A 21,823-nucleotide genomic window follows, 5' to 3' on the forward strand; every position below is an offset into this window, starting at 1 on the left:
ATATCATAATAAAGGACAAAGAAGTCTTTTATTTTTGTTTAGAAATTTAACGCAAAACTAAATCTAAATATATCATGAAAAGAACTATCAAAATCTGGATTAAAACGAGCTTTCTTATCTGCACGTTATTTATGTTGCTCATTTTAGGAAGTTGCAAAAAAAATGAAGACAAGTCGTATGCAAATATTATGACTGAAGGAGAAATGGATGCCGAACTTACAGCTCCTCCTCATGTTCCTAAACCAGTCGGAAGCAGAACAGCGATGAAACTGAAACTAAACATGGAAATTAAAGAACAAGAAGGAACAATGACTGATGGAGTAAAATATACGTATTGGACATTTGGAGGCTCTGTTCCAGGAAGCTTTATTAGAACCCGTGTTGGTGATGAAGTTGAATTTCACTTAAAAAACCATCCTGATAACAAATTGCCTCACAATATCGATTTACACGCTGTAACTGGTCCAGGCGGTGGGGCAACCTCATCTCTTGTTGCTCCAGGACACGAAAAAGTATTCAGCTTTAAAGTTATAAATCCTGGATTATACGTTTATCACTGTGCTACTGCTCCTGTGGGAATGCACATTGCAAATGGTATGTACGGATTAATTTTGGTTGAACCAGAAGGAGGACTTCCTCCTGTTGATAAAGAATACTACGTTATGCAAGGTGATTTTTACACTCAAGGCGAATATGGCGCAAAAGGTCTTCAGCCGTTTGACATGAACAAAGCGGTAAAAGAAACTCCTGATTATGTTGTCTTTAATGGAAAAGTTGGTGCTTTAACAAATGGTGGTGAATTAACCGCAAAAGTAGGCGAAACTGTTCGTTTGTTTGTTGGAAATGGCGGACCTAATTTAGTTTCTTCTTTTCACGTTATTGGAGAAATATTTGACAATGTGCATGTTGAAGGTGGAAGTACAGTAAATAAAAATGTTCAGACTACTTTAATTCCTGCTGGTGGTGCGGCAATTGTAGATTTTAAAGTAGAAACTCCGGGAACTTTCATTTTAGTTGATCACTCTATTTTTAGAGCATTTAATAAAGGGGCTTTGGGAATGCTTAAAGTTGAAGGAAAAGAAAATAAAAACATTTACTCAGGAACCATTCAAGAGGGTATTTACTTGCCTGAGGGCGGAACAATACAAAAAATGCCAGGAACCTCAACTGCAAAAGTTGCAGTTCCGAAACGTACCGTTGAAGAGAAAGTTAAAATTGGTAAAGAAATCTTTGGAACAACATGTTTCGCTTGCCATCAATCTGAAGGACAAGGAATTCCAAGTACTTTTCCTCCTCTAGCAAAATCAGATTATTTAAATGCTGATTCTAAACGTGCAATTAAAACAATTCTTCATGGTTTAACTGGAGAAGTAACCGTTAACGGTAAAAAATACAACAACGTAATGCCTGCTCAGAATTTATCTGATGATGAAATCGCAAATGTATTGACTTACATTTATAATAGCTGGGGCAACAATAAAACAGAAGTCACACCAGAAATGGTTAAAGCTTTAAGATAACAGCAAAACTCCTAGAATGAAAAAATACATTTTCATACTTACAATTTTCTTTTTCTCTGCGGTTAGTGTCATGAAGGCTCAGGAAAAAGGGATGGCATTCATAAAAGAGGGATCTTATGTCCCTCTTTATGGAGCTGTTTCTCAAAAACCTGTTATAGTAAAACCTTTTTACATAGACATTTATCCTGTAACCAATAGTGAGTTTTTAGAATTCGTCAAAAAAAATCCTTCTTATCAAAAATCTAAGATTAAAGGAATTTTCGCTGATAAAAGCTATTTGTCTTATTGGACAAATGATTTTCATTTTGGAAATGCCAATCCTAAATCGCCAGTAACAAGTGTATCTTGGTTTGCAGCAAAAAAGTACTGTGAATGTCAAGGAAAACGATTAGCGACAATGGATGAATGGGAATATGTAGCAATGGCCGACACCAGAAAAATCGATGCACGGACCAAAAAAGAATTCAACGAATATATTTTGTCTTGGTATGAGAAATCGAGAACGTATGAAAATGAAATTGGAAAAACTTTTAAAAATTATTGGGGAGTTTACGATATGCACGGTTTAGTTTGGGAATGGACCTCTGATTTCAATAGTATCTTTTTATCGGGAGAATCAAGAAAAGATAAAAGCACCGATAAAAATCTCTTCTGCGGAAGCGCTTCTGTAAATGCATCCGATTTAATGGATTATGCCGCATTTATGCGCTATGCATTCAGAGGAAGCTTGAAAGCACAGTATTCTACACGAAATCTTGGATTTAGATGTGCCAGCACGACAAAACCGAAAATCTAATTTAAAATTATTTTATAATGAAAAAAATAGCAGTTGCTTTTCTTCTCTTATTCTCGCTTTACAGTTGCAAAGAGTCTGATAAAAAAGAAGTAATAGCAGAAACAAAAAAGGAAATCAGCGATTTATCAATTTACAATCTGCCTTCTAAATGGACAACACAAGATGGAAAAGATATTGAATTAAAATCACTTAGAGGAAATGTTTTGGTAATGGTGATGATTTATACCAGTTGCAAATCGGCTTGCCCAAGATTAGTTGCCGATATGCGGGATATAGAATCAAAACTGGAGAAAAAGACGAAACAACATGTCAAATTGATTTTGGTTAGTATTGATCCGAATACAGATACACCCGAAAGATTAAAATCGTTTGCAATTGAAAATAAAATGAATCAAGATCCTTGGATTTTCCTTCGTTCAACTGAAGAAAACACTCGTGAATTTGCAGCTGTCTTAGCAGTAAATTACAAAAAAATTTCTCCAATAGATTTTTCGCATTCAAATATTATAAGTGTCTTTAATCCAGAAGGAGAATTGGTATTTCAACAAGAAGGTTTAGGCGTAAATAATGAAAAAACAATTGAAGCAATAAATTTGGAAGCAGGAAAAATATAGACACTCAATTTTTAAACACATAGAAACATAGATTAAAAAAATACAAAAAAATGATTTAAAAAAATCTAGATTTTTAACACATAGCTATGTGTATTTATGCAAGTGAAACGCCTTTTTTTTTAGGTTTCAAAATCTATGTTTCTATGTGTTTAAATTAAAATTTCAATAGATAAATAGGTTAATTAGTAAGAAACAAGAGTACGATTTCTATGCAGAAATTGCCTCTTGTTTTTTATTTAAAAGCTAAGTTAAGCTTCGGAGAAGCGAAATGTTTATAAAAAAATCTAAATTACCTACATAGAAAGCTCCAGCGGAGCGACATATTTATACAATCATATTAGGATTATAATTTATTAACCTGATAAATATGTCGCTCCGCTGGAGCTTTTTGTCTTAGCCAAACGTTTTCTATAAATATTTCGCTTCTCCGAATCTTTAAAAATATGTTATAAATATATTGTCCTTTCAGGGGGTTAATTACTGTGACAATATGAATATCGCTTAATTATTGAACTCATCATTAAAACCAATCCCAAAACCAAAAGAATACTAAAAATCAAAATATTTTGAAAATATCCTGGAATACTTCCTTCTCCAAAAAAGAAAAACCAGCCTTGAAGAAATAGTAACACTTCTGTCAAAATATATCCCAAAATAAAAACCTTCACTCCTATTTTTAATAGGACAGAATTGGAAGAAAGTATTTTATTCTGAAGCAGAATTCCAAACAAAAATCCAGTTATGATTCCCAAAGTTGTTAAATGAATAAATCCAATAACAAAATTTCTAATTTGATGTGAAACTTCAGCTAAGTTTGGGAAAATAGTCAGCATTTGAATTCCAACTTTCAAAAATAAAGAACACAAAGCCAAACTATAAACCATTTTAGTCGTTTTATCTAAAGTACTTTTGAAATGATTTATTTGCGGTTGCAACATTTTATAGAAATAAATAAAAGCGCACAATTGAATTATAACTCCACAAACATTAATATAACTCAAAATATCATTTTCTATAAACCAGCGAACTGGAAAACAAAGCGTTAATAGTGTAGAAGCAATCATTAGAAAGTAAAACTTCTTAAATTTTACCTCATCAATCTTTTCTTGAAATTGTTTTAAAAACAAAGCTAAAATCGCTAAAATAAACCAGCCATTGAACTGAAAATGCAGGAAAAACTGAATGGCAATCTGATAAAATGCACTCTGTTTTCCTAAAGTGCTTACCGCAGGACCAAGACACCAAACTCCGCAAGTGGATAAAATCATAAATAGAATCGAAACCAACAAAAGTCTTTGCGATGGAGATTTATCTCTTAAACTGTCTTTCCAAACCAAACGGCAGAAAATATAACTGAGTACAATATGCATTGTCGAAAATACAATCGAAAACAACGCGTAGCCCTGAATAGGAAAAGCGATCATCATTCCGATAACAGAAAATTCAGTCAGCCAAAATAACCGATTGTAAATAGGTTTCTGCCTTTTTTCTTTCGGAATAAAAAAATGAACAATCAAAACATAAACGATCAAATAAACCCAGCCTAACATAGCAACATGTGAATGTGCGTGAAGCAAAAAACTATAGTTTAAAAAATCTAAGGGAAAGAGATACATAAAGCGCATTAATAATCCGAAAACGCAGGCAATCAGAAAATTAAAAAAACAGCAAAGTATCCAGCTCTTTTGTGAATTCATAGTTTTTTATTTTTAAACACATAGAAACTTAGATTTTGCAAATGCTTAAAAGGCGTTTCACTTGCATAAATACACATAGCTATGTGTGAAAATCTAGATTTTCTAAAATCATCTTTTTTGAGTTTTATAAATCTATGCTTCTATGTGTTTAATTTGAATTAAAAATAACATTTCTCAAAATAAAAAACACCGATAACTATCATCTTTAGATATTCTATCGGTGCTTTTTCCACTATTAAAATTAACCTTTTATTCTACTTCAACAAAGTCTTTTTCTAAAGCCACAGCTTTTGGAAACAAAATATTATTTTCCAAATGAATGTGTTTATGCAAATCTGCTTCAAATTCTTTCAGCATTGCAAAAGTTACTCTGTAAGTTGTGCAAGCATCTGCTGGCGGAGTGTAATTATCTGTCAACGCAGCTATTTCTCTAAAACGCTCGCCTTCATTATCGTGTTCGTGCATCATCATCGCAATCGGATTTGAAACTGTCCCGAAAGAGGGTTGAGATAAAATTCCGTCAGATTCTTTTGTTTTCACCATTCTTTTTACAAATGGAAATAAAACCAATTCTTCTTTTTTCATGTGTTGAGATAATTCTCCTGCACAGCCAATAAACAGTTCGTTTATTTTAAATAATTCTGGATGATTTGCGCCGTGCACTTTGCATAATTTATCTAAAAACGGAAGCAAAACATTTGTTTTTTCTTCTACATAACGGTGATGCGTTTTCTCAATATAATCTGCCAATAAATCTAAGGGCCATGAATTAAAATCAATTGTTCCGCTGTTTTCTGATTGTGCAACTTGCAACACATTTTCCAATAAAGTATCGGCATCAATATTTTGTTTTTCGCATACTTCAGTAACTGTTCGGTTTCCTTTGCAACAAAAATCTATTCTATATTTTGAAAATACTGCAGCCGTTCTAAAATCTTCAGCTACAAACGATCCTATTGTTTTGTTTTTTAAATTTTCCATGATAATCAATATTATATTTTGTGTGTTTTATTTTTTGTTTTTTAATGTCAGTTCAAATACAAACCAAGCCATTGTAATAAATCCGATTCCGAAAATAGAATCTCCAATAGCGCGAAGCCATTTTAAAGTAATCATTGTTGGCTGTTGCATTAATTCTGATGAACGAGCGTACCACATTCCGTGATTGATGCTCTCAATTGCCTGCCAAACTCCAATTGGTAATAAACTTAGAATTGCCATTAGGAATAAACCAATATTTAGAGACCAGAAAGTAATTTTTAACAGCTTATTATTCCAGCTTACATTTCGATACAAACTTCTTAGTACAAATAGTACTAGACCTATTCCCAGCATTCCGTACACTCCAAACAATGCGGTATGTCCGTGTAAAGGCGTTGTATTTAAGCCTTGAACATAATACAATGCAATTGGCGGATTAATAATGAATCCGAAGATTCCGGCTCCAAGGAAATTCCAAAAGGCCACAGAAATCATGAAATAAATTGGCCATTTATAATCGGCAATCCATTGCGTTGATTTTGATATTTTATAGTTTTGATATGCTTCAAATCCGATTAAAGTCAACGGAACCACTTCTAAAGCACTGAATGTTGCCCCCAAAGCCATAATTGCTGTTGGTGTTCCAGAGAAATATAAGTGATGGAATGTTCCTAAAATACCTCCAGACATGAAAATAATGGTTGCAAAAAGCACATTTAAAGTCGCCGTTTTCGTTTTTAATAATCCTAAACGAACAAACAAGAAGGCGATTACAACTGTTGCAAATACTTCAAAGAATCCTTCAACCCAAAGGTGCACTACCCACCATCTCCAATATTCTGCAATTGCTAGATTGGTTTGTCTTCCCCACATTAATCCTGCTCCGTAGAACATGGCAATTGCCGAACAAGAAACTAAGAACAAAATAATTAAGTTTTTTTCTTCTGTCTTTTTCTTTAAAACCGGAATCAAAGGACGAACCATTAAAGCCAGCCACAAGAACAATCCCACTAAAAGGAAAATCTGCCAGAAACGACCTAAATCGACATATTCGTAACCTTGATGTCCGAACCAGAAGTTTTGCACTAAATTTAGTTTTTGCATTACTCCAAACCATTGTCCAGCCATTGATCCCAAAACAATAATCAATAAAGCAATAAACAGAAAGTTGATACCAAAATACTGAAATTTAGGATCTTTACCCGAAACTGCTGGCGCAATATATAATCCTGTTGCCAACCAAGCCGTTGCAATCCAGAAAATGGCCAATTGCGTGTGCCATGTACGTGTTACAGCATAAGGCAGAATTTTGTCAATCGGAATTCCGTATAAACCATTTCCTTCCACTCCGTAATGCGCGGTAATAATTCCGAAAACCATTTGTAAAACCATCAGCAGACTCACAATCCAGAAATATTTGGTTACCAATCCCATAGATTTGGTTTTGCCCTGCTTGATAAGCGGATCTTCTTTTGGCAGCGGAAATTCTTCCTCTTCACCAGATTTTGCATGATAGAAAACTAAGATTCCAACACTTAAAATCAATAAAATAATACTTACTCCAGACCAAGCTAAAAGCTCTGTAGTGGCAGTATTTCCAACCAATTCATCTGACGGCCAGTTGTGTGTATACGAAATATCTCCATCAGGACGATTGGTAACTGTTGCCCAAGTTGCCCAGAAGAAAAAAGCATTCATTTTATGCATTCTTTCAACATCTTTAATAGAGTTTTTCGGAATCGCATATTCTTCTCTCAACTTATCAAATTGAGGATCATTGGTAAAAAGACCTTTATAATACTCGCTTAAATACTCAATTGCCGCTAAACGGTTTTCAGAAATGGTCAGCACTCCGGTTTCAGCATCATATCTATTGGTCCTTAAATCTTTCTGAAGACGAACTTTTAGAGCCGATTGTTTTTCGGCATCCAATTCATCATATTTTTGATTAAAATCTTTCTTTGCATAGATATCCAATATAAAAACGGCTTCTCTGTGTAGCCAATCTGCGGTCCAGTCTGGGGCCACATAGGCGCCGTGCCCCCAGATAGATCCCACTTCCTGGCCTCCTATACTTTGCCAGATATTTTGTCCGTCTTTAATTTCGCTTTCGCTAAAGACAGCTTTACCAGAATCGGTTACAATTTCTTTTGGAACTGGCGGTGCCTGCTGATAAATCTCGTAACCGTAATAACCAAGCACGGCAAATGACATACTCATTACCAATGCAAAAACTATCCATAATTTTTTTTCTCTTTTCATTTCTTTTGGGGGAAATTGATTAATAAAAGATAAAAATGTCTTTTATTTGTTTTTAAAAAAACTCCAAACCTATTTACAGCATTTGGAGTTTATGTTATTTACTCAACAATTAATACACCTTTCATCATGGCTACGTGACCAGGGAAAGAGCAAATAAATGGGTATGATCCTTTTTTATCAATTGTAAACTCGATTGTATCTTCTTCTCCACCACCAATTAATTTAGTGTGTGCAACGATTGAAGCTTTTTCAGATTCTGGAATATAATCAGTTGCTTTAGCATCATTAGCTTTTAAAGCAAAAGCAGCTTGATCTGTTCCTTCTTGTAAAATCACTAAATTGTGTCCCATTGCTTCTTTCGGAATTTTACCAACATGCTTCAAAGTCAATTTGATTGGTTTTCCAGCAACAGCTTTCAATTCACTTGTATTAAACTGCATTTGGTCATTTCCTTCAATAACTAAAACATTTTCCTCTGTCGGAGCAGCTGTTGGAGCTGGTTCACCTTCGGTAGATGTTTCGGTTGTTTCTGTTGATTCAGCTGGAGCTGTTTCTTTTTTACCACAAGAAGTAACTGCTAAAAATCCCATTAGGATTAATACTGAAATTTTGGTTTTTGTATTCATTTTTAAGATATTTAATAATATTAATTGTTCGCATTTGTCGCTTTGAGAAAGAAATCTCCCGATTTTACATCAGAAGCTAGCTGTTCTAAAGTTGTATTTTTAAGCATTTCTAAAAGCAGTCCTCGTATTTTCTTAAACTCGTGATGAACTGGGCAAGGATGTTCTTCTGAGCATTCTTTTAATCCAATTCCGCAGCCGCTGTAAATTTTGTTTCCATCAATAGCATCCACAATCTGAATTAATTTAATCGATTTTGATGCCTCTGGCGAAACTTCAAATCCGCCTCCTACTCCTTTTGTCGAATTAATTATGCCGCTTTTGGTTAAAATCTGCATAATCTTGGCTGTAAAGGGTTCTGGCGAATCAATCTCTTTCGCGACATCTTTTATCCCCACTCTAATCCCTTTTGAAGATTTGGTTGCAATAAATATTGAAGCCCTTATTCCATATTCACACGCTTTTGAAAACATACATCCTTAATTAATTCCTGACAAAGATAGAAAGGTTTTATATAAAAGACAAGTTTATCTTTAATTAATTTTTAATGCTTTGAATATTATTTATAATGAAACTAATTAGTACTAATAATTACACATATTCATCATTGAATTCTTATAAAACCCAATTTTAATTTTAACTTTGAGAGTATTAAATTTTAAATATTTAACAAATGCCTTTAAGCAATTCAAAAGATTTAAAACTGGCAGTCCTTATTGATGCAGACAATGTGCCCTACAGCAATGTAAAAGGCATGATGGAAGAAATTGCAAAATTGGGAACGCCCACTACGAAAAGGATTTATGCCGATTGGACAAAACCTAATGCAAATGGCTGGAAAGGTGTTTTATTAGAACATGCTATTACTCCTATTCAACAATATAGTTATACCGTTGGAAAAAATTCTTCAGATTCAGCTTTGATTATTGATGCAATGGATTTGCTTTATTCTGGAAAACTAGATGGTTTCTGTATCGTTTCTAGCGACAGCGATTTTACACGTCTTGCCATTCGCCTTCGCGAATCGGGAATGAAAGTAATTGGTATAGGAGAAAAGAAAACGCCAAACTCCTTTATTGTAGCTTGCGACCGATTTATTTATATTGAAGTTTTGGATGGTGCAACTCAAAAGAAAAAACCTAAAACTGCTGCTGCAGATACCAAAAAACCAATTGAAAAACCGGCTGAAAAAGCACTTCATAAAATTGACAAACAGACTATTGAACTGATTGAAGCTACCATCGAAGATATTGAAGATGATGATGGTTGGGCATTTTTAGGAGATGTCGGAAATCTGATTGTGAAGAAAAAACCAGAATTTGATCCTCGAAATTATGGTTTCTCTAAATTGACACCAATGCTTAAATCATTAACTGATATTTTGGAAATCGACGAAAGAGAATCAGATAAAAAAGGAATCAAACACGTTTATGTACGTTTAAGATTCAACTAATTATCGCATTTATTACCTATTTAATTTTTTAAAAACATGAGAAAAAAATTCTTTATTTACGGATTCTTATTGTTTCTAATTGTTCTTGCAATTTATTATTACACTGGACGAGGTTACTTACTCGTATTTATTATTCCGCTTTTGCTAATTGTCGGAGCTTACAATGCCTCTCAGGAAAAACACGCCATTTTAAGGAACTTTCCTGTTCTGGGTTATTTCAGATATTTATTTGAAATGATCGCACCTGAGATTCAGCAATATTTTATTGAAAGATCTACAGACGGAAAACCTTTTTCTAGAAACCAGCGCTCATTAGTTTACCAAAGAGCAAAAAATATTGATTCGAGTACTCCGTTCGGAACGCAATTAAACTTAAATACAGAAAGTTATGAAGGAATAAAACACTCTATTTTCCCTGCTAAAGTAAACGAAGAATTGCCTCGTGTTTTGGTTGGAGGAAAAGATTGTAAACAGCCTTATTCGGCTTCTTTATTTAATGTTTCCGCAATGAGTTTTGGTTCATTGAGCGAACATGCAGTTCGTGCCATCAATATTGGAGCAAAAAAAGGAAATTTCTACCAAAATACCGGAGAAGGCGGATTAACCGAATTTCATCTTGCAGGCGGCGGAGACATTACTTGGCAGATTGGAACAGGTTATTTTGGCTGTCGAGATGCAGAAGGGAATTTCAGTCCAGAAAACTTCTCAGAAAAAGCCAATCTTCCAAACGTAAAAATGATCGAGATTAAGCTTTCTCAAGGTGCAAAACCAGGTCACGGAGGTGTTCTTCCAGCAAAGAAAAACACAGAACAGATTGCTAAAATTAGAGGTGTTGTGCCGCACACCATGATTCTTTCTCCTCCTGGACATCATGCTTTTTCTGATGCTAGCGGATTAATTCAGTTTATCAAACAGTTACGTGAACTATCTAATGGCAAACCAATCGGATTTAAATTATGTATCGGAAACACAGCCGAATTTGAAGCTATATGTCAGGAAATGATCAATGAAGACACTTATCCTGATTTTATAACTGTTGACGGTGCAGAAGGCGGAACGGGCGCTGCTCCACTTGAGTTTGCAGATGGTGTCGGAATGCCTTTTGAACCTGCATTAATTTTTGTAAATAAAACCTTGGTGCGTTTAGGTATTCGCGATAAAATGCGCATTATTGGAAGCGGGAAAATTATTTCTGGATATTCTATTTTACACGCGATTGCTTTGGGTGCAGATATGTGTAACAGTGCGAGAGGATTTATGTTTTCTTTAGGCTGTATTCAGGCTCTACGCTGTCATAATAATGAATGTCCAACCGGAGTAGCAACTCAAAACAAAATGCTCATGAAAGGTTTGGTTGTTACAGATAAATCAGAAAGGGTATTTCACTTTCATAAAAATACACTTCATTCTGCAAATGAGCTCTTAGCTGCCGCTGGAAAAACATCATTTGCCGATGTTGATATCAACATTTTTATGCGTGGAGATGAGTTTACCAATTTATCTGAACTCTATTTCCCTGATAATTTGAAAAACGTTACTCAATTCTCATAAAAAAAATCCTCTTCAATTGAAGAGGATTTTTTTTATATCCTATTTTGGTTATAATTTCGCTGTTTCTTTACCTGCGCTGGTATTTCCTTATAAAGCCGCTAATTCTTCTTGATCTACTACTTCTTGGGCCAAAATAGCATTATTATAAGCTAAGAAGTAGACGTCGAACTTTACACCTTCAGCAATAAGAGAAGATGAAATTTGGTCATTCTTGATCATCTCTTTTAACAAATCTGGAAAAGATTCTTTGTAGGCTAATTTGTTTGCATCATTTTCTTCCAAATTGGTTTCAATTCTAATTTCGATTTTATTGTCATTTAGAAAAGCTTTTGCAGATGTGCTCGTAATTCCACTTCCTTTTATAGAAGAAGAATTATTGTAATTACTTACATGCTCCTGGATTTTCTGCTTGGTATTTTTACAGCTTACTAAAAATAATGCAAAAGCAATTGCAAATGCGATTTGGGTAATTTTTTTCATAATTTTTTGGTTTAATAGTTGTTTTTTTAACTCAAACATAATTAATTCATAACATAAAAACAACATTCAACTACAAAAAGAACACACATAATTCTTTGAATACAAACCCATTATCTCCTCAAAAGAAAAATATTTGTAAGAATAGAAACTTTCCTTTTATACTTAACTTCTAGTATTAAACATAAAAAAGTCTCTTTAAATAAATTTCAAAGAGACTTTCAATATGTAAGAATTAGAATGAGTTGTATTTTCTACAAACGTAATTTATTATTTCAATAAATATTTTAGAGATTCTCCTGTCAGCACTTCCTTACCCAAAACGGTATTATCATTTGCCAGAAAATAAACATCAAACTGAACACCTTCTTCTATTAATTGCCTTGGAATCTCATCTTTTTCAATCATCGATTTTAGCATTCTTGTAAATGCTATAGAAGTAGCAATTTTATTTTTTTCATTTTGTTCTAAATTGGTTTCAAATCGCAATTCAATTTTATCGTCATTAATGTAACCTCTTGCCGTAGTAAGCGTTACATTTTCGGCTCTAAAACTTGGAGCAATACTTTTGTTGTACGTAACAACATATTCTTGAAGTTTCTGTTTGGTATTTTTACAGCTTACAAGTGTTAATACCATCATTATTGCAAAGGCAATCTGGCTTATTTTCTTTAGCATAATATTCTATTTTAATTTTTGAAGTCTTAATAATGCCTCAAGATAGTAATAATCTGCGTAATTTATAGAACAATCTATTTCGCTTCCTGCAGGTTTATGTCCGGTTGAATGCAGTAAAAATGCCGAATTGACATCGTGACTCTGATAATCGTTTGAAAGCGAAACAATCATCTTTTTAGCTTTTGTCAAATATTCAGCTTTTAAATTCTTGTCTTTGGTGTACGAACTTAATTCTAAAAGTGCAGACGAAACAATGGCGGCTGCCGAAGCATCACGAGGTTCGTTAGGAATATTTGGCGCATTAAAATCCCAATATGGAACTAAATCTTCGGTAGTTAATTTATCTAAATAAACACGCGCCAATTTATGGGCAAAATCTAAAAACTTAGCGTCTTTTGTTTCTCTATACGTCATCGTAAAACCATAAATAGCCCAAGCCTGACCACGTGCCCACATACTGTCATCGCTATATCCTTGTGCTGTTCTTCCTTTTATCTTTTTTCCAGTTTCGAAATCGTAAATTATAACATGATACGAAGTGTTATCTGGTCTAAAATGATTGGCCATTGTGGTTTCGGCATGTTTAACTGCTATATCGTATAATTTTTTACTTCCTCCATTTTTTGAAGCCCAAAACAAAAGCTCCAAATTCATCATATTATCAATAATAGTATTATGCCCTCCCATTTTGTTTTGAGGCCAAGATTGAATGGTTCCCACTTTCGGATTAAAAAGCGTTGCCAATGTATCGGCAGTTCTTAAAATAATTTGTTTGTATTCTGGATTTTTAGCCAATCTATATCCGTTTCCAAAACTATTAAAAACCTGAAAACCTAAATCATGATCACCTGCTTTGCTCACAGATAATGGCGTTAAAAAACGACTGAATTTATCGGCTTCTTTTTCCCATTTTTTATCTTTAGTTGCTTCATACAAAAACCATAATTCTCCAGGCCAGAATCCGCTTGTCCAATCTTTATATCCAACAAATTTCCATTCTTTGCTTCCGTTTGGAACTGTTCGCGGAGAAGTCCCATCATCCGGAATCACTTTTAAAGTTTTTGAAGCTTGCTCTGCGCAATAATCTAACTGTTTTTTAATATTAAACGTTTTGTCTTTCTGAGAATAACCTTGATTTCCTAGAAGAAACAAAGCCGCAATCAGAGTAAAAAATTTTGCATTCATGTGGTTGATAGTTTGTTTAATCGATAAATTTATGAAATAAAGTCAATCTAATTGAGTTTTGTATTTTTGTTCGACCTAATATGTACAATTAATACCGTAATTTCTATTTTGAACAAAACCAGAATTACCTATTTCGCTGCTTTTCTAAGCATAATTTTCTTCGGAATCCTTTCTAGAAAAATCTCTTTTATCCCCTTATGGATTGGCGATTTTCTATATGCTGTCATGATTTATTTTCTGGTTCGAATATTTCTTCCTTTCAAAAATGCTTTCGCAATTGCGTGCCTTTCTCTATTGATTTGTTATGGAATTGAATTTCTACAATTATATCAAGCGGATTGGATTGTAGCACTTAGAAAAACACTTTTTGGAAGATATGTTTTAGGCCAGGGATTTCTTTGGGAAGATATTCTGGCTTATACTTTTGGAATTCTTGTAGTTTTTGCTTTTGAAAAAATAACCTTGAATTATTTCAGTCAAAAGTCTGTGTAATTTTTTCGATGTTTAAACTGTTCGCCATTGCCATGAATATTTGATGATACGTTCCTTTATTATCATACAATTCGTCATGAGTTCCTTTTTCGACACATCTACCTTTTTCTAAAACGATAATATTAGAAGCGTCGATAATCTGGGAAATACTATGCGATATTATAATTACGGTTCTATCTTTTTTGATAGCATCCAGAGACTTTTTAATTTGTTCTGTTGCAATGGCATCCAAACTTGCTGTTGGTTCATCAAGGAAAATAATTGGCGGATTTTTGAGAAATAATCTAGCAATCGCAATACGCTGCTGTTGGCCGCCTGAAAGCAAATGCGCATCAGAATCGTAACCTTTTGGCAATTGAATAACCTGCTCGTGAATATAGGCTTGCTTTGCTGCTTCGATAACTTCATCTTTTGAAGCTTCAGGTTTTCCGTATAAAATATTCTCAGCAATTGTTCCTTTAAAAATATGATTTTTCTGAAGCACCAAACCAATATTTTTACGCAGAAAATCGGTATTGTATTCAAGCAAATCAACTCCATCCAAAAATATCTGACCAGAAGAAGGCAAGTAGAATTTATCCAGCAAATTAATAATGGTACTTTTTCCAGCACCGCTTAATCCGACCAAAGCAGTGGTTTCATTTGGTTTTACAGTAAAATTTATATCATAAAGTGCCTGAGTTCCGTTTGGATATACAAAATCTACATTTTTCACTTCTATTAATCCAACAATTTTTTCTGGGATGTAATTACCGCTAGTTTCTGTCTCATGCTCTGCTTCTAAAATATCAAAGAACCCTTCAGAATAAATTAATGCATCATTTACCTCGTCATAAATTCGGTGTAATTGTCTAATTGGCGATGAAACATTATTAAAGAGCATAATATGAAACATAATCGCACCAATTGTCATTTGATTATTCAAAACAAAATAAGCCGTTAGAATAATTATAATTACTACTCCTATCTGTTCAACAAAGCTTTTAATACTTTCAAAAATAAAACTGGTTTTTCGGGTTTGCAGCTGATTTTCGGTCATTTCAAACTGAATCTTTTCATGACGATCGGCTTCTGTAGATTCGCGCACAAAAGACTTAATTACTGTTATCGATTCAATTAAACTAATGATTCCGTTGTTTTTAGTTTCACGGTAATTACGCATTCTACGTCGAAATCCGCTCAATCTTGTTGCTTGCAATTGACTGATGTAAAAATAAATCGGGATAATACACAAACTTACCAAACCCACATAAACATTGGCATAGAACATAATTACCAAAGCCACAAAAGCGTTGGCAAACAAAGGCAAAATATCAATAAAGAAATTTTGCACCAAACGCGTTAAACTGCTAATTCCGGCATCAATTCTAGTCTGAAGTTTCCCGCTTTCGTTTTCATCCGAAGTATAAAATTCCATTCTGTAACTTAGAATTTTTTCTACTATGGTTTGAGAAATATCGCGCGTAATAAAAATACGGAGTTTCTCTCCGTAGAATTTCTGTCCAAATTGAACTACAGAATTCACCAATTCTTTAGTTAACAAAACAACACTAATTATACCGAGTAAATGAAATCCTTTAGATAATGGTTCGTGAGCCACCATTAAATTGTTTATGGTATCGACAGTATATTTTAAAATTACAGCATTTACCTGTGCCGCAAAAGACCCCAAGAAAGTTAATAGTAAAGTTGCAATCACCATTTTTCTGTACGGCTTTACAAAAGGCAGGATTTTTTTATAAAGTACTGATAATTGCATTTATTTGAATTTTAGCTAACATATCAAATATAAGAATTCTAAATTTGTGTTGAAAATCATTTAAACACATAATGCTATGAAACTCGTTTTCGCTTCAAACAACAAAAATAAAATCGCAGAAATTCAAAGTATGCTTCCAGAAAGCATCAAAATATTAAGTTTAGAAGATGTTAATTGTTTTGAAGACATTCCAGAAACTGCAGATACCATTGAAGGAAATGCGATTTTAAAAGCAGATTATGTAACCCAGAAATATGGTTATGATTGTTTTGCAGATGATACAGGTCTAGAAGTAAATGCTTTAAATGGTGAACCTGGAGTATATTCTGCGCGATATGCAGGCGAGCAAAAAAATGCAGACGACAACATGAACAAGCTTTTAGATGCTTTAAAAAATGAAGAAAATCGCAACGCTCAGTTCAAAACTGTTATAACTTTAAACCTAAATGGAAAACAATATTTGTTTACTGGGATTGCAAAAGGAGAAATTACTTTAACCAAAACAGGTACAAATGGTTTTGGATACGACCCCATTTTTAAACCCGAAAATTTTAACGAGACCTTTGCAGAACTGCCTTTGGAAACCAAAAATACGATTGGTCACCGCGGAAAAGCGGTTAAGCAACTCATTGATTTTCTGAACACCACAAAATAATTGTTTAAAATACAACATTTTAGTAGCTAAATTTTACATTTTACGACGTGTTTTTTGGCATTTTTCTTCATTTGACGCAAAAATTTATTTCAACAAAAATGTAACTTTTTGATAATCAAATCTTAACAAATACATAATTCTTAAAATTGCATTAGTTTATCTGAATAATTAGCAGTAATTTTGCACCCTATTTTAAAACACATATGAATAAATTTGAACAATTAGGATTGAATGAATCGTTACTGAAGGCGATTTTAGATCTAGGATTTGAAAATCCGTCAGAGGTACAGGAAAAGGCGATTCCCCTATTATTGGAAAAAGACACGGATATGGTTGCGTTGGCTCAAACAGGGACAGGGAAAACGGCAGCTTTCGGTTTTCCGCTAATTCAAAAAATTGATGCCGACAACAGAAATACACAAGCATTAGTTTTATCGCCAACACGCGAGTTATGTTTACAGATTACTAACGAACTTAAAAACTACTCAAAATACGAAAAAGGTATTAATGTGGTAGCAGTTTACGGAGGAGCTAGTATAACAGAGCAAGCAAGAGAAATAAAGAGAGGTGCGCAAATTATTGTGGCAACTCCAGGAAGAATGCAAGACATGATTAACAGAGGTTTAGTAAACATTAAAAATATAGATTACTGTATTTTGGATGAGGCTGACGAAATGTTAAACATGGGATTCTATGAGGATATCGTATCTATTTTATCAGATACTCCAGATGAAAAAAGCACATGGTTGTTCTCTGCAACTATGCCGCAAGAGGTTGCTAGAATTGCAAAACAATTTATGAGCGAACCGGTTGAGATTACAGTTGGAGCTAAAAATTCAGGTTCATCTACAGTTTCTCACGAATTTTATTTAGTAAATGCTCGTGACCGTTACGAAGCTTTAAAACGTTTAGCTGATGCTAATCCAGACATTTTCTCTGTAGTTTTCTGTCGTACAAAAAGAGACACGCAAGCTATCGCTGAGAAGTTAATTGAAGATGGATATAGCGCCGCTGCGTTACACGGAGATTTATCTCAAGCGCAACGTGATGGTGTAATGAAATCGTTCCGTGGAAGACAAATTCAGATGCTTGTTGCTACTGACGTTGCTGCACGTGGTATTGACGTTGATAACGTAACTCACGTTGTTAACTATCAATTGCCTGACGAAATTGAAACATACAACCACCGTTCGGGCCGTACTGGTAGAGCTGGAAAATTAGGTACTTCTATTGTAATTGTTACAAAAAGCGAGTTACGTAAAATTTCTTCTATCGAGAGAATCATCAAACAGAAATTCGAAGAAAAAACGATTCCATCTGGAATTGAAATCTGCGAAATTCAGTTGTTACACTTAGCAAACAAAATTAAAGATACTGAAGTTGATCACGAAATTGACAACTATTTACCAGCAATTAACAATGTTCTTGAAGATTTATCTAAAGAAGAATTGATCAAAAAAATGGTATCAGTAGAATTTAACCGTTTCATCGCATACTACAAAAAGAACAGAGATATTTCTACTCAATCTTCAGACAGACGTGAAAGAGGCGATTCTGAACCAAGAGAATTCAGCAATAATGGAGCAGTTCGTTATTTCGTAAACATTGGTTCTAGAGACAACTTCGACTGGATGTCATTAAAAGATTACTTGAAAGAAACATTAGACTTAGGTCGTGATGATATCTTTAAAGTTGACGTAAAAGAAGGATTCTCATTCTTTAATACTGATCCTCAATTTACTGATAAAGTAATGGATGTTTTAAACAACGTTCAATTAGAAGGTCGTCGTATTAATGTTGAGATTTCTAAAAACGATGGTGGTGGAAGACGTGATCACAACAACCGTGGTGGCGGAAGACGTGATTCTAACAGAAGAGACGGAAACTTCGCTCCAAGACGTGAAGGCGGATTTAGAAGTGATAGAAATTCTTCTAGAGATGGAGGTTCACGCGAAGGTGGATCACGTGACGGAGGTTTTAGAGGCGACAGAAATTCTGCTCCAAGAAGAGAAGGTGGCTTTAGAAGCTCTGCTCCAAGAAGTGAAGGTGGTTCTGACAGAGCACCAAGACGTTCTGAAAACTTCGGCGACAGCTCAAGACCAAGAAGATCTAGAAGAGATTAATAATTTAATTTCTTAAAATACAAAATCCCAAATTCCAGACATACTTGGAAGTTGGGATTTTTTTTATATCCATAATTTTATACTTTATAAATAGTTTTACAATCCAAAACAATAGGATACAATCTTCCCTTTCCCATTTTATTTAACACAAAAAAAGCAATACTGTAGCCTTTGTTAATTTTCTTATAATTAAATTCCAAGACTGCGAGATATTTAATCCCGATTTACTACTTTTAGTGCTTTAAATCAGGATATGAAATATTTCGCAGTTTTCTTTTTTACACTTCTCGCCAACATTGGTTTTGCACAAGATACGCAAGATGCACAGCCAACAGTTCCACAAAGAGTTTCAGGTTATGTTATTAATGACGACAGCAAACAACCGCTGGCTGGCGTAAATATCATTAACACCAACAAAGTGCGTGGTGCAAAATCTGACGAAAAAGGGTATTTTGAAATTGACGTGCAAGTAAACGATACACTTCATTTTTCTATTCTAGGATTTCAATCGCTAAGAATTAGAGTTACAAATGACTGGATTAAGAATAAAGTGACTAGAATTCAGCTTACAGAAAAAGCAATTGCTTTGGAAGAAGTTGTTATTGCTCCTTTCTCTTTGACAGGATATCTTGAAATTGATTCTAAATTAATTCCAACAAAAGAAAACTATCGTTACAGTATTTCGGGACTTACACAAGGTTATGAAGCTGGAGAATATGCTCCAAATGCTTTTGGAAAAGTCCTCGGTTCGATCTTTAACCCTGCCGATATGCTCTATAATTTCTTTGGCAAGAACGGTAAAGAACTCAAGAAACTAAAGGAAATGAAAAAAGATGATACGGTAAGAACGCTCTTAGAATCAAAATACGATCGTGAAACAGTTGCCGTATTATTAGGAGTCAGCAAAGATGAAATCCCTGAAATTATGCATCGCTGTAACTATTCCGATTCTTTCATCCAGACCGCAAATGATCTTCAGATTATGGATGCGATAAGCGCTTGTTATGAACAATATAAAGTATTAAAACGTAATTAATTCTTAATACAAAAAAAAGAACATCTAAATCCTCAATTTTAAAAATTGGGGATTTTTTTTGGCCTTTCAGATTTTAAAAACCTTACATTTACTTACAAAACAGTAAAATCAATATTATGGCAAAAGGTCAAGATGCTAAAAAAACAGCAAAAAAAGAACCGTTAAAAACGGCTAAAGAAAAGAAAGAAGAAAAGAGAGAAAAGAAAAATACTCCTAAGAGAGATTAAAAAAAGTGATCAATGATCAGTTTTTTTTAGTGTTCAGTCTTTAGCATCATATTTACTGATTACTAAAAACTGAACACTGAATACTTTTATTTAACTGGAATATTAGAAAGGATTTCTAACACAAATTTCCAATATTTCTGTGCAGAAGAAATACTTGCTCTTTCGTCTGGAGAGTGCGCTCCGTGAATTGTTGGACCGAAAGAAATCATGTCCATATCAGGGTAATTTGTTCCTAAAATTCCGCATTCTAAACCTGCATGGCAAGCCACAACTTTAGGCTGTTCTCCATTTTGTTTTTCGTAGATCTCTTTTAAGACTTCTAAAATTTCCGAATTTACATTTGGTGTCCATCCTGGATAAGAACCAGAAAGCTCCACTTCACACCCTACCAATTCAAAAGCAGAACGTAAAGAATTTGCCAAATCAAATTTCGAAGATTCAACAGAAGAACGTGTTAAACATCCTACCAAGATTTCTCCATCTTTAATAACTACACGAGCAATATTATTTGAAGTTTCAACCAAATCGGCCATATCAGCGCTCATTTTGTAAACTCCATTCTGAGCTGCATAAATCGCTCTGATAATTCCTTCCTGTACACCTAAATCCATCACTTTTTCAGGCAAATCACCTTTTACGATTTCAATAGTCAAATTAGGCTCGGTTGTTTTATATTCGGCTTTGATATCAGAAATAATTTCCTGCATATCGTAAACATAAGCTTCATCAAACATTTGAGAAATAACTACTTTAGCAACACTTTCTCTCGGAATTGCATTTCTAAGGCTCCCTCCGTTGATTTCTACAACCTGCAAACCAAAGTTTTCAAATGCGTCAAACAACAAACGGTTCATGATTTTATTAGCGTTTCCTAAACCTTTATGAATATCCATTCCTGAATGCCCGCCATTTAAACCTTTTACTGTAATTGTATAACCAACAGAACCTTCTGGAACTTCTTCTTCATGATAGGTTCTAGTTGCCGTTACATCAATTCCACCAGCACATCCAATATCAATTTCATCATCTTCTTCAGTATCCAAATTCAGTAAAATCTGACCTTGCAAAATTCCGCCTTTTAGGTTTAAAGCACCAGTCATTCCTGTTTCTTCATCAATTGTAAATAAAGCTTCAATTGCAGGATGCGGAATGTCTTTGCTTTCAAGAATTGCCATAATAGTCGCCACCCCTAGCCCATTATCAGCTCCAAGTGTTGTGCCTCGCGCGCGAACCCAGTCACCATCCACATACATGTCGATTCCTTGTGTATCAAAATCAAAAACTGTATCAGCATTTTTTTGATGCACCATATCTAAGTGCCCTTGCATTACGATTGGTTTACGATTTTCCATTCCTGGAGTTGCCGGTTTTCTGATGATTACATTTCTGATTTCATCTTCGAAAGTTTCCAAACCTAAGCTGTTTCCAAAGTTCTTCATAAACTCAATTACACGTTCTTCCTTTTTAGAAGGACGCGGAACAGCATTTAAATCTGCGAATTTATTCCAAAGTGCTTTTGGCTCCAGATTTCTAATTTCTTGACTCATTATATTTTGTTTGATGTTTAACAATTAAGAGTCCCAAAGTTACAAAGTTTCAACTCTTTTTTGAGCACAAATTTGAGGAATTAGCACGAATTAAAACAACTCTAAAAATTAGATTAAAAAACATCTAACTTAAAGAAAAACATCAAA

19 protein-coding genes are annotated in these 21,823 nt (G+C 34.1%); 9 read left to right on the forward strand and 10 right to left on the reverse strand.

The annotated features are described in order from the left end of the window. Positions 1-74 precede the first annotated feature (74 nt). Genes nirK through SOM12_RS20770 form a run of 3 tightly spaced genes read left to right on the forward strand, consistent with a single transcriptional unit; the run spans position 75 to position 2,930 of the window. Positions 75-1,520 carry a copper-containing nitrite reductase gene (nirK, locus tag SOM12_RS20760; protein ID WP_095929959.1) on the forward strand — a complete coding sequence of 482 codons (1,446 nt, stop codon included), beginning with the start codon at positions 75-77 and terminating at the stop codon, positions 1,518-1,520. A 16-nt stretch (positions 1,521-1,536) separates the two neighbouring features. Next, positions 1,537-2,316, forward strand: a complete 780-nt coding sequence (locus SOM12_RS20765) for a formylglycine-generating enzyme family protein (protein ID WP_095929958.1) — start codon at positions 1,537-1,539, stop codon at positions 2,314-2,316. 17 nt (positions 2,317-2,333) lie between these two features. After that, positions 2,334-2,930, forward strand: a complete 597-nt coding sequence (locus SOM12_RS20770) for an SCO family protein (RefSeq protein ID WP_320495232.1) — start codon at positions 2,334-2,336, stop codon at positions 2,928-2,930. Positions 2,931-3,403: 473 nt separating this feature from the next. Here SOM12_RS20770 and SOM12_RS20775 read toward each other — a convergent pair whose 3' ends face one another. The 5 genes from SOM12_RS20775 to SOM12_RS20795 form a co-directional block, all read right to left on the reverse strand. Further along, entirely contained in the window at positions 3,404-4,627 is a 1,224-nt protein-coding gene (locus SOM12_RS20775; RefSeq protein ID WP_320495233.1) for a hypothetical protein, read from the reverse strand. A gap of 249 nt (positions 4,628-4,876) precedes the next feature. Continuing rightward, positions 4,877-5,608 (reverse strand): iron-sulfur cluster repair di-iron protein, encoded by a 732-nt coding sequence (ric, locus tag SOM12_RS20780; protein ID WP_320495234.1) that lies wholly within the window; start codon positions 5,606-5,608, stop codon positions 4,877-4,879. Between the two features lie 27 nt (positions 5,609-5,635). Continuing rightward, a complete protein-coding gene (locus SOM12_RS20785) occupies positions 5,636-7,870 on the reverse strand; it encodes a nitric-oxide reductase large subunit (RefSeq protein ID WP_320495235.1) in 2,235 nt (744 codons plus the stop codon). Positions 7,871-7,968: 98 nt separating this feature from the next. Beyond that, positions 7,969-8,496, reverse strand: coding sequence for an azurin (gene azu, locus SOM12_RS20790; protein ID WP_320495237.1), 528 nt, complete (start codon positions 8,494-8,496; stop codon positions 7,969-7,971). 20 nt (positions 8,497-8,516) lie between these two features. Then, positions 8,517-8,966: an RrF2 family transcriptional regulator gene (locus tag SOM12_RS20795; RefSeq protein ID WP_111424061.1), complete on the reverse strand. Its 450-nt coding sequence runs from the start codon at positions 8,964-8,966 to the stop codon at positions 8,517-8,519. A gap of 200 nt (positions 8,967-9,166) precedes the next feature. On the opposite strand from SOM12_RS20795, the gene SOM12_RS20800 reads away from it, so the two are divergent. Both SOM12_RS20800 and SOM12_RS20805 read left to right on the forward strand, forming a co-directional pair. Continuing rightward, positions 9,167-9,946 (forward strand): NYN domain-containing protein, encoded by a 780-nt coding sequence (locus tag SOM12_RS20800; RefSeq protein ID WP_320495238.1) that lies wholly within the window; start codon positions 9,167-9,169, stop codon positions 9,944-9,946. A 36-nt stretch (positions 9,947-9,982) separates the two neighbouring features. After that, entirely contained in the window at positions 9,983-11,497 is a 1,515-nt protein-coding gene (locus SOM12_RS20805) for an FMN-binding glutamate synthase family protein (protein ID WP_320495239.1), read from the forward strand. Positions 11,498-11,584: 87 nt separating this feature from the next. Here the strand turns inward: SOM12_RS20805 and SOM12_RS20810 are convergent, their stop codons facing one another. The 3 genes from SOM12_RS20810 to SOM12_RS20820 form a co-directional block, all read right to left on the reverse strand. Further along, positions 11,585-11,977: a hypothetical protein gene (locus tag SOM12_RS20810; protein WP_320495241.1), complete on the reverse strand. Its 393-nt coding sequence runs from the start codon at positions 11,975-11,977 to the stop codon at positions 11,585-11,587. Between the two features lie 267 nt (positions 11,978-12,244). Next, positions 12,245-12,652 carry a hypothetical protein gene (locus SOM12_RS20815; protein ID WP_320495242.1) on the reverse strand — a complete coding sequence of 136 codons (408 nt, stop codon included), beginning with the start codon at positions 12,650-12,652 and terminating at the stop codon, positions 12,245-12,247. A 6-nt stretch (positions 12,653-12,658) separates the two neighbouring features. Beyond that, a complete protein-coding gene (locus SOM12_RS20820) occupies positions 12,659-13,837 on the reverse strand; it encodes a glycoside hydrolase family 88 protein (protein ID WP_320495243.1) in 1,179 nt (392 codons plus the stop codon). 66 nt (positions 13,838-13,903) lie between these two features. On the opposite strand from SOM12_RS20820, the gene SOM12_RS20825 reads away from it, so the two are divergent. Continuing rightward, the gene (locus SOM12_RS20825) at positions 13,904-14,329 is read left to right on the forward strand and encodes a DUF2809 domain-containing protein (RefSeq protein ID WP_320495245.1); all 426 of its coding nucleotides are present in this window, start codon (positions 13,904-13,906) and stop codon (positions 14,327-14,329) included. On the opposite strand, the gene SOM12_RS20830 is transcribed toward SOM12_RS20825, so the two are convergent. Further along, positions 14,310-16,088 carry an ABC transporter ATP-binding protein gene (locus tag SOM12_RS20830; protein WP_320495246.1) on the reverse strand — a complete coding sequence of 593 codons (1,779 nt, stop codon included), beginning with the start codon at positions 16,086-16,088 and terminating at the stop codon, positions 14,310-14,312. The two genes, SOM12_RS20825 and SOM12_RS20830, sit on opposite strands and share 20 nt — an antisense overlap. Positions 16,089-16,164: 76 nt before the next feature. On the opposite strand from SOM12_RS20830, the gene SOM12_RS20835 reads away from it, so the two are divergent. From SOM12_RS20835 to SOM12_RS20845, 3 genes are all read left to right on the forward strand, one after another. Continuing rightward, the gene (locus tag SOM12_RS20835) at positions 16,165-16,743 is read left to right on the forward strand and encodes a non-canonical purine NTP diphosphatase (protein WP_320495247.1); all 579 of its coding nucleotides are present in this window, start codon (positions 16,165-16,167) and stop codon (positions 16,741-16,743) included. 203 nt (positions 16,744-16,946) lie between these two features. Beyond that, positions 16,947-18,866, forward strand: coding sequence for a DEAD/DEAH box helicase (locus tag SOM12_RS20840; RefSeq protein ID WP_095929944.1), 1,920 nt, complete (start codon positions 16,947-16,949; stop codon positions 18,864-18,866). A 253-nt stretch (positions 18,867-19,119) separates the two neighbouring features. Beyond that, a complete protein-coding gene (locus SOM12_RS20845) occupies positions 19,120-19,902 on the forward strand; it encodes a carboxypeptidase-like regulatory domain-containing protein (RefSeq protein WP_095929943.1) in 783 nt (260 codons plus the stop codon). 313 nt (positions 19,903-20,215) lie between these two features. Here SOM12_RS20845 and SOM12_RS20850 read toward each other — a convergent pair whose 3' ends face one another. Next, positions 20,216-21,676, reverse strand: coding sequence for an aminoacyl-histidine dipeptidase (locus SOM12_RS20850; protein ID WP_095929941.1), 1,461 nt, complete (start codon positions 21,674-21,676; stop codon positions 20,216-20,218). Positions 21,677-21,823: the final 147 nt, after the last annotated feature.

This window comes from Flavobacterium sp. CFBP9031, assembly GCF_034044945.1.
Classification (GTDB): domain Bacteria; phylum Bacteroidota; class Bacteroidia; order Flavobacteriales; family Flavobacteriaceae; genus Flavobacterium.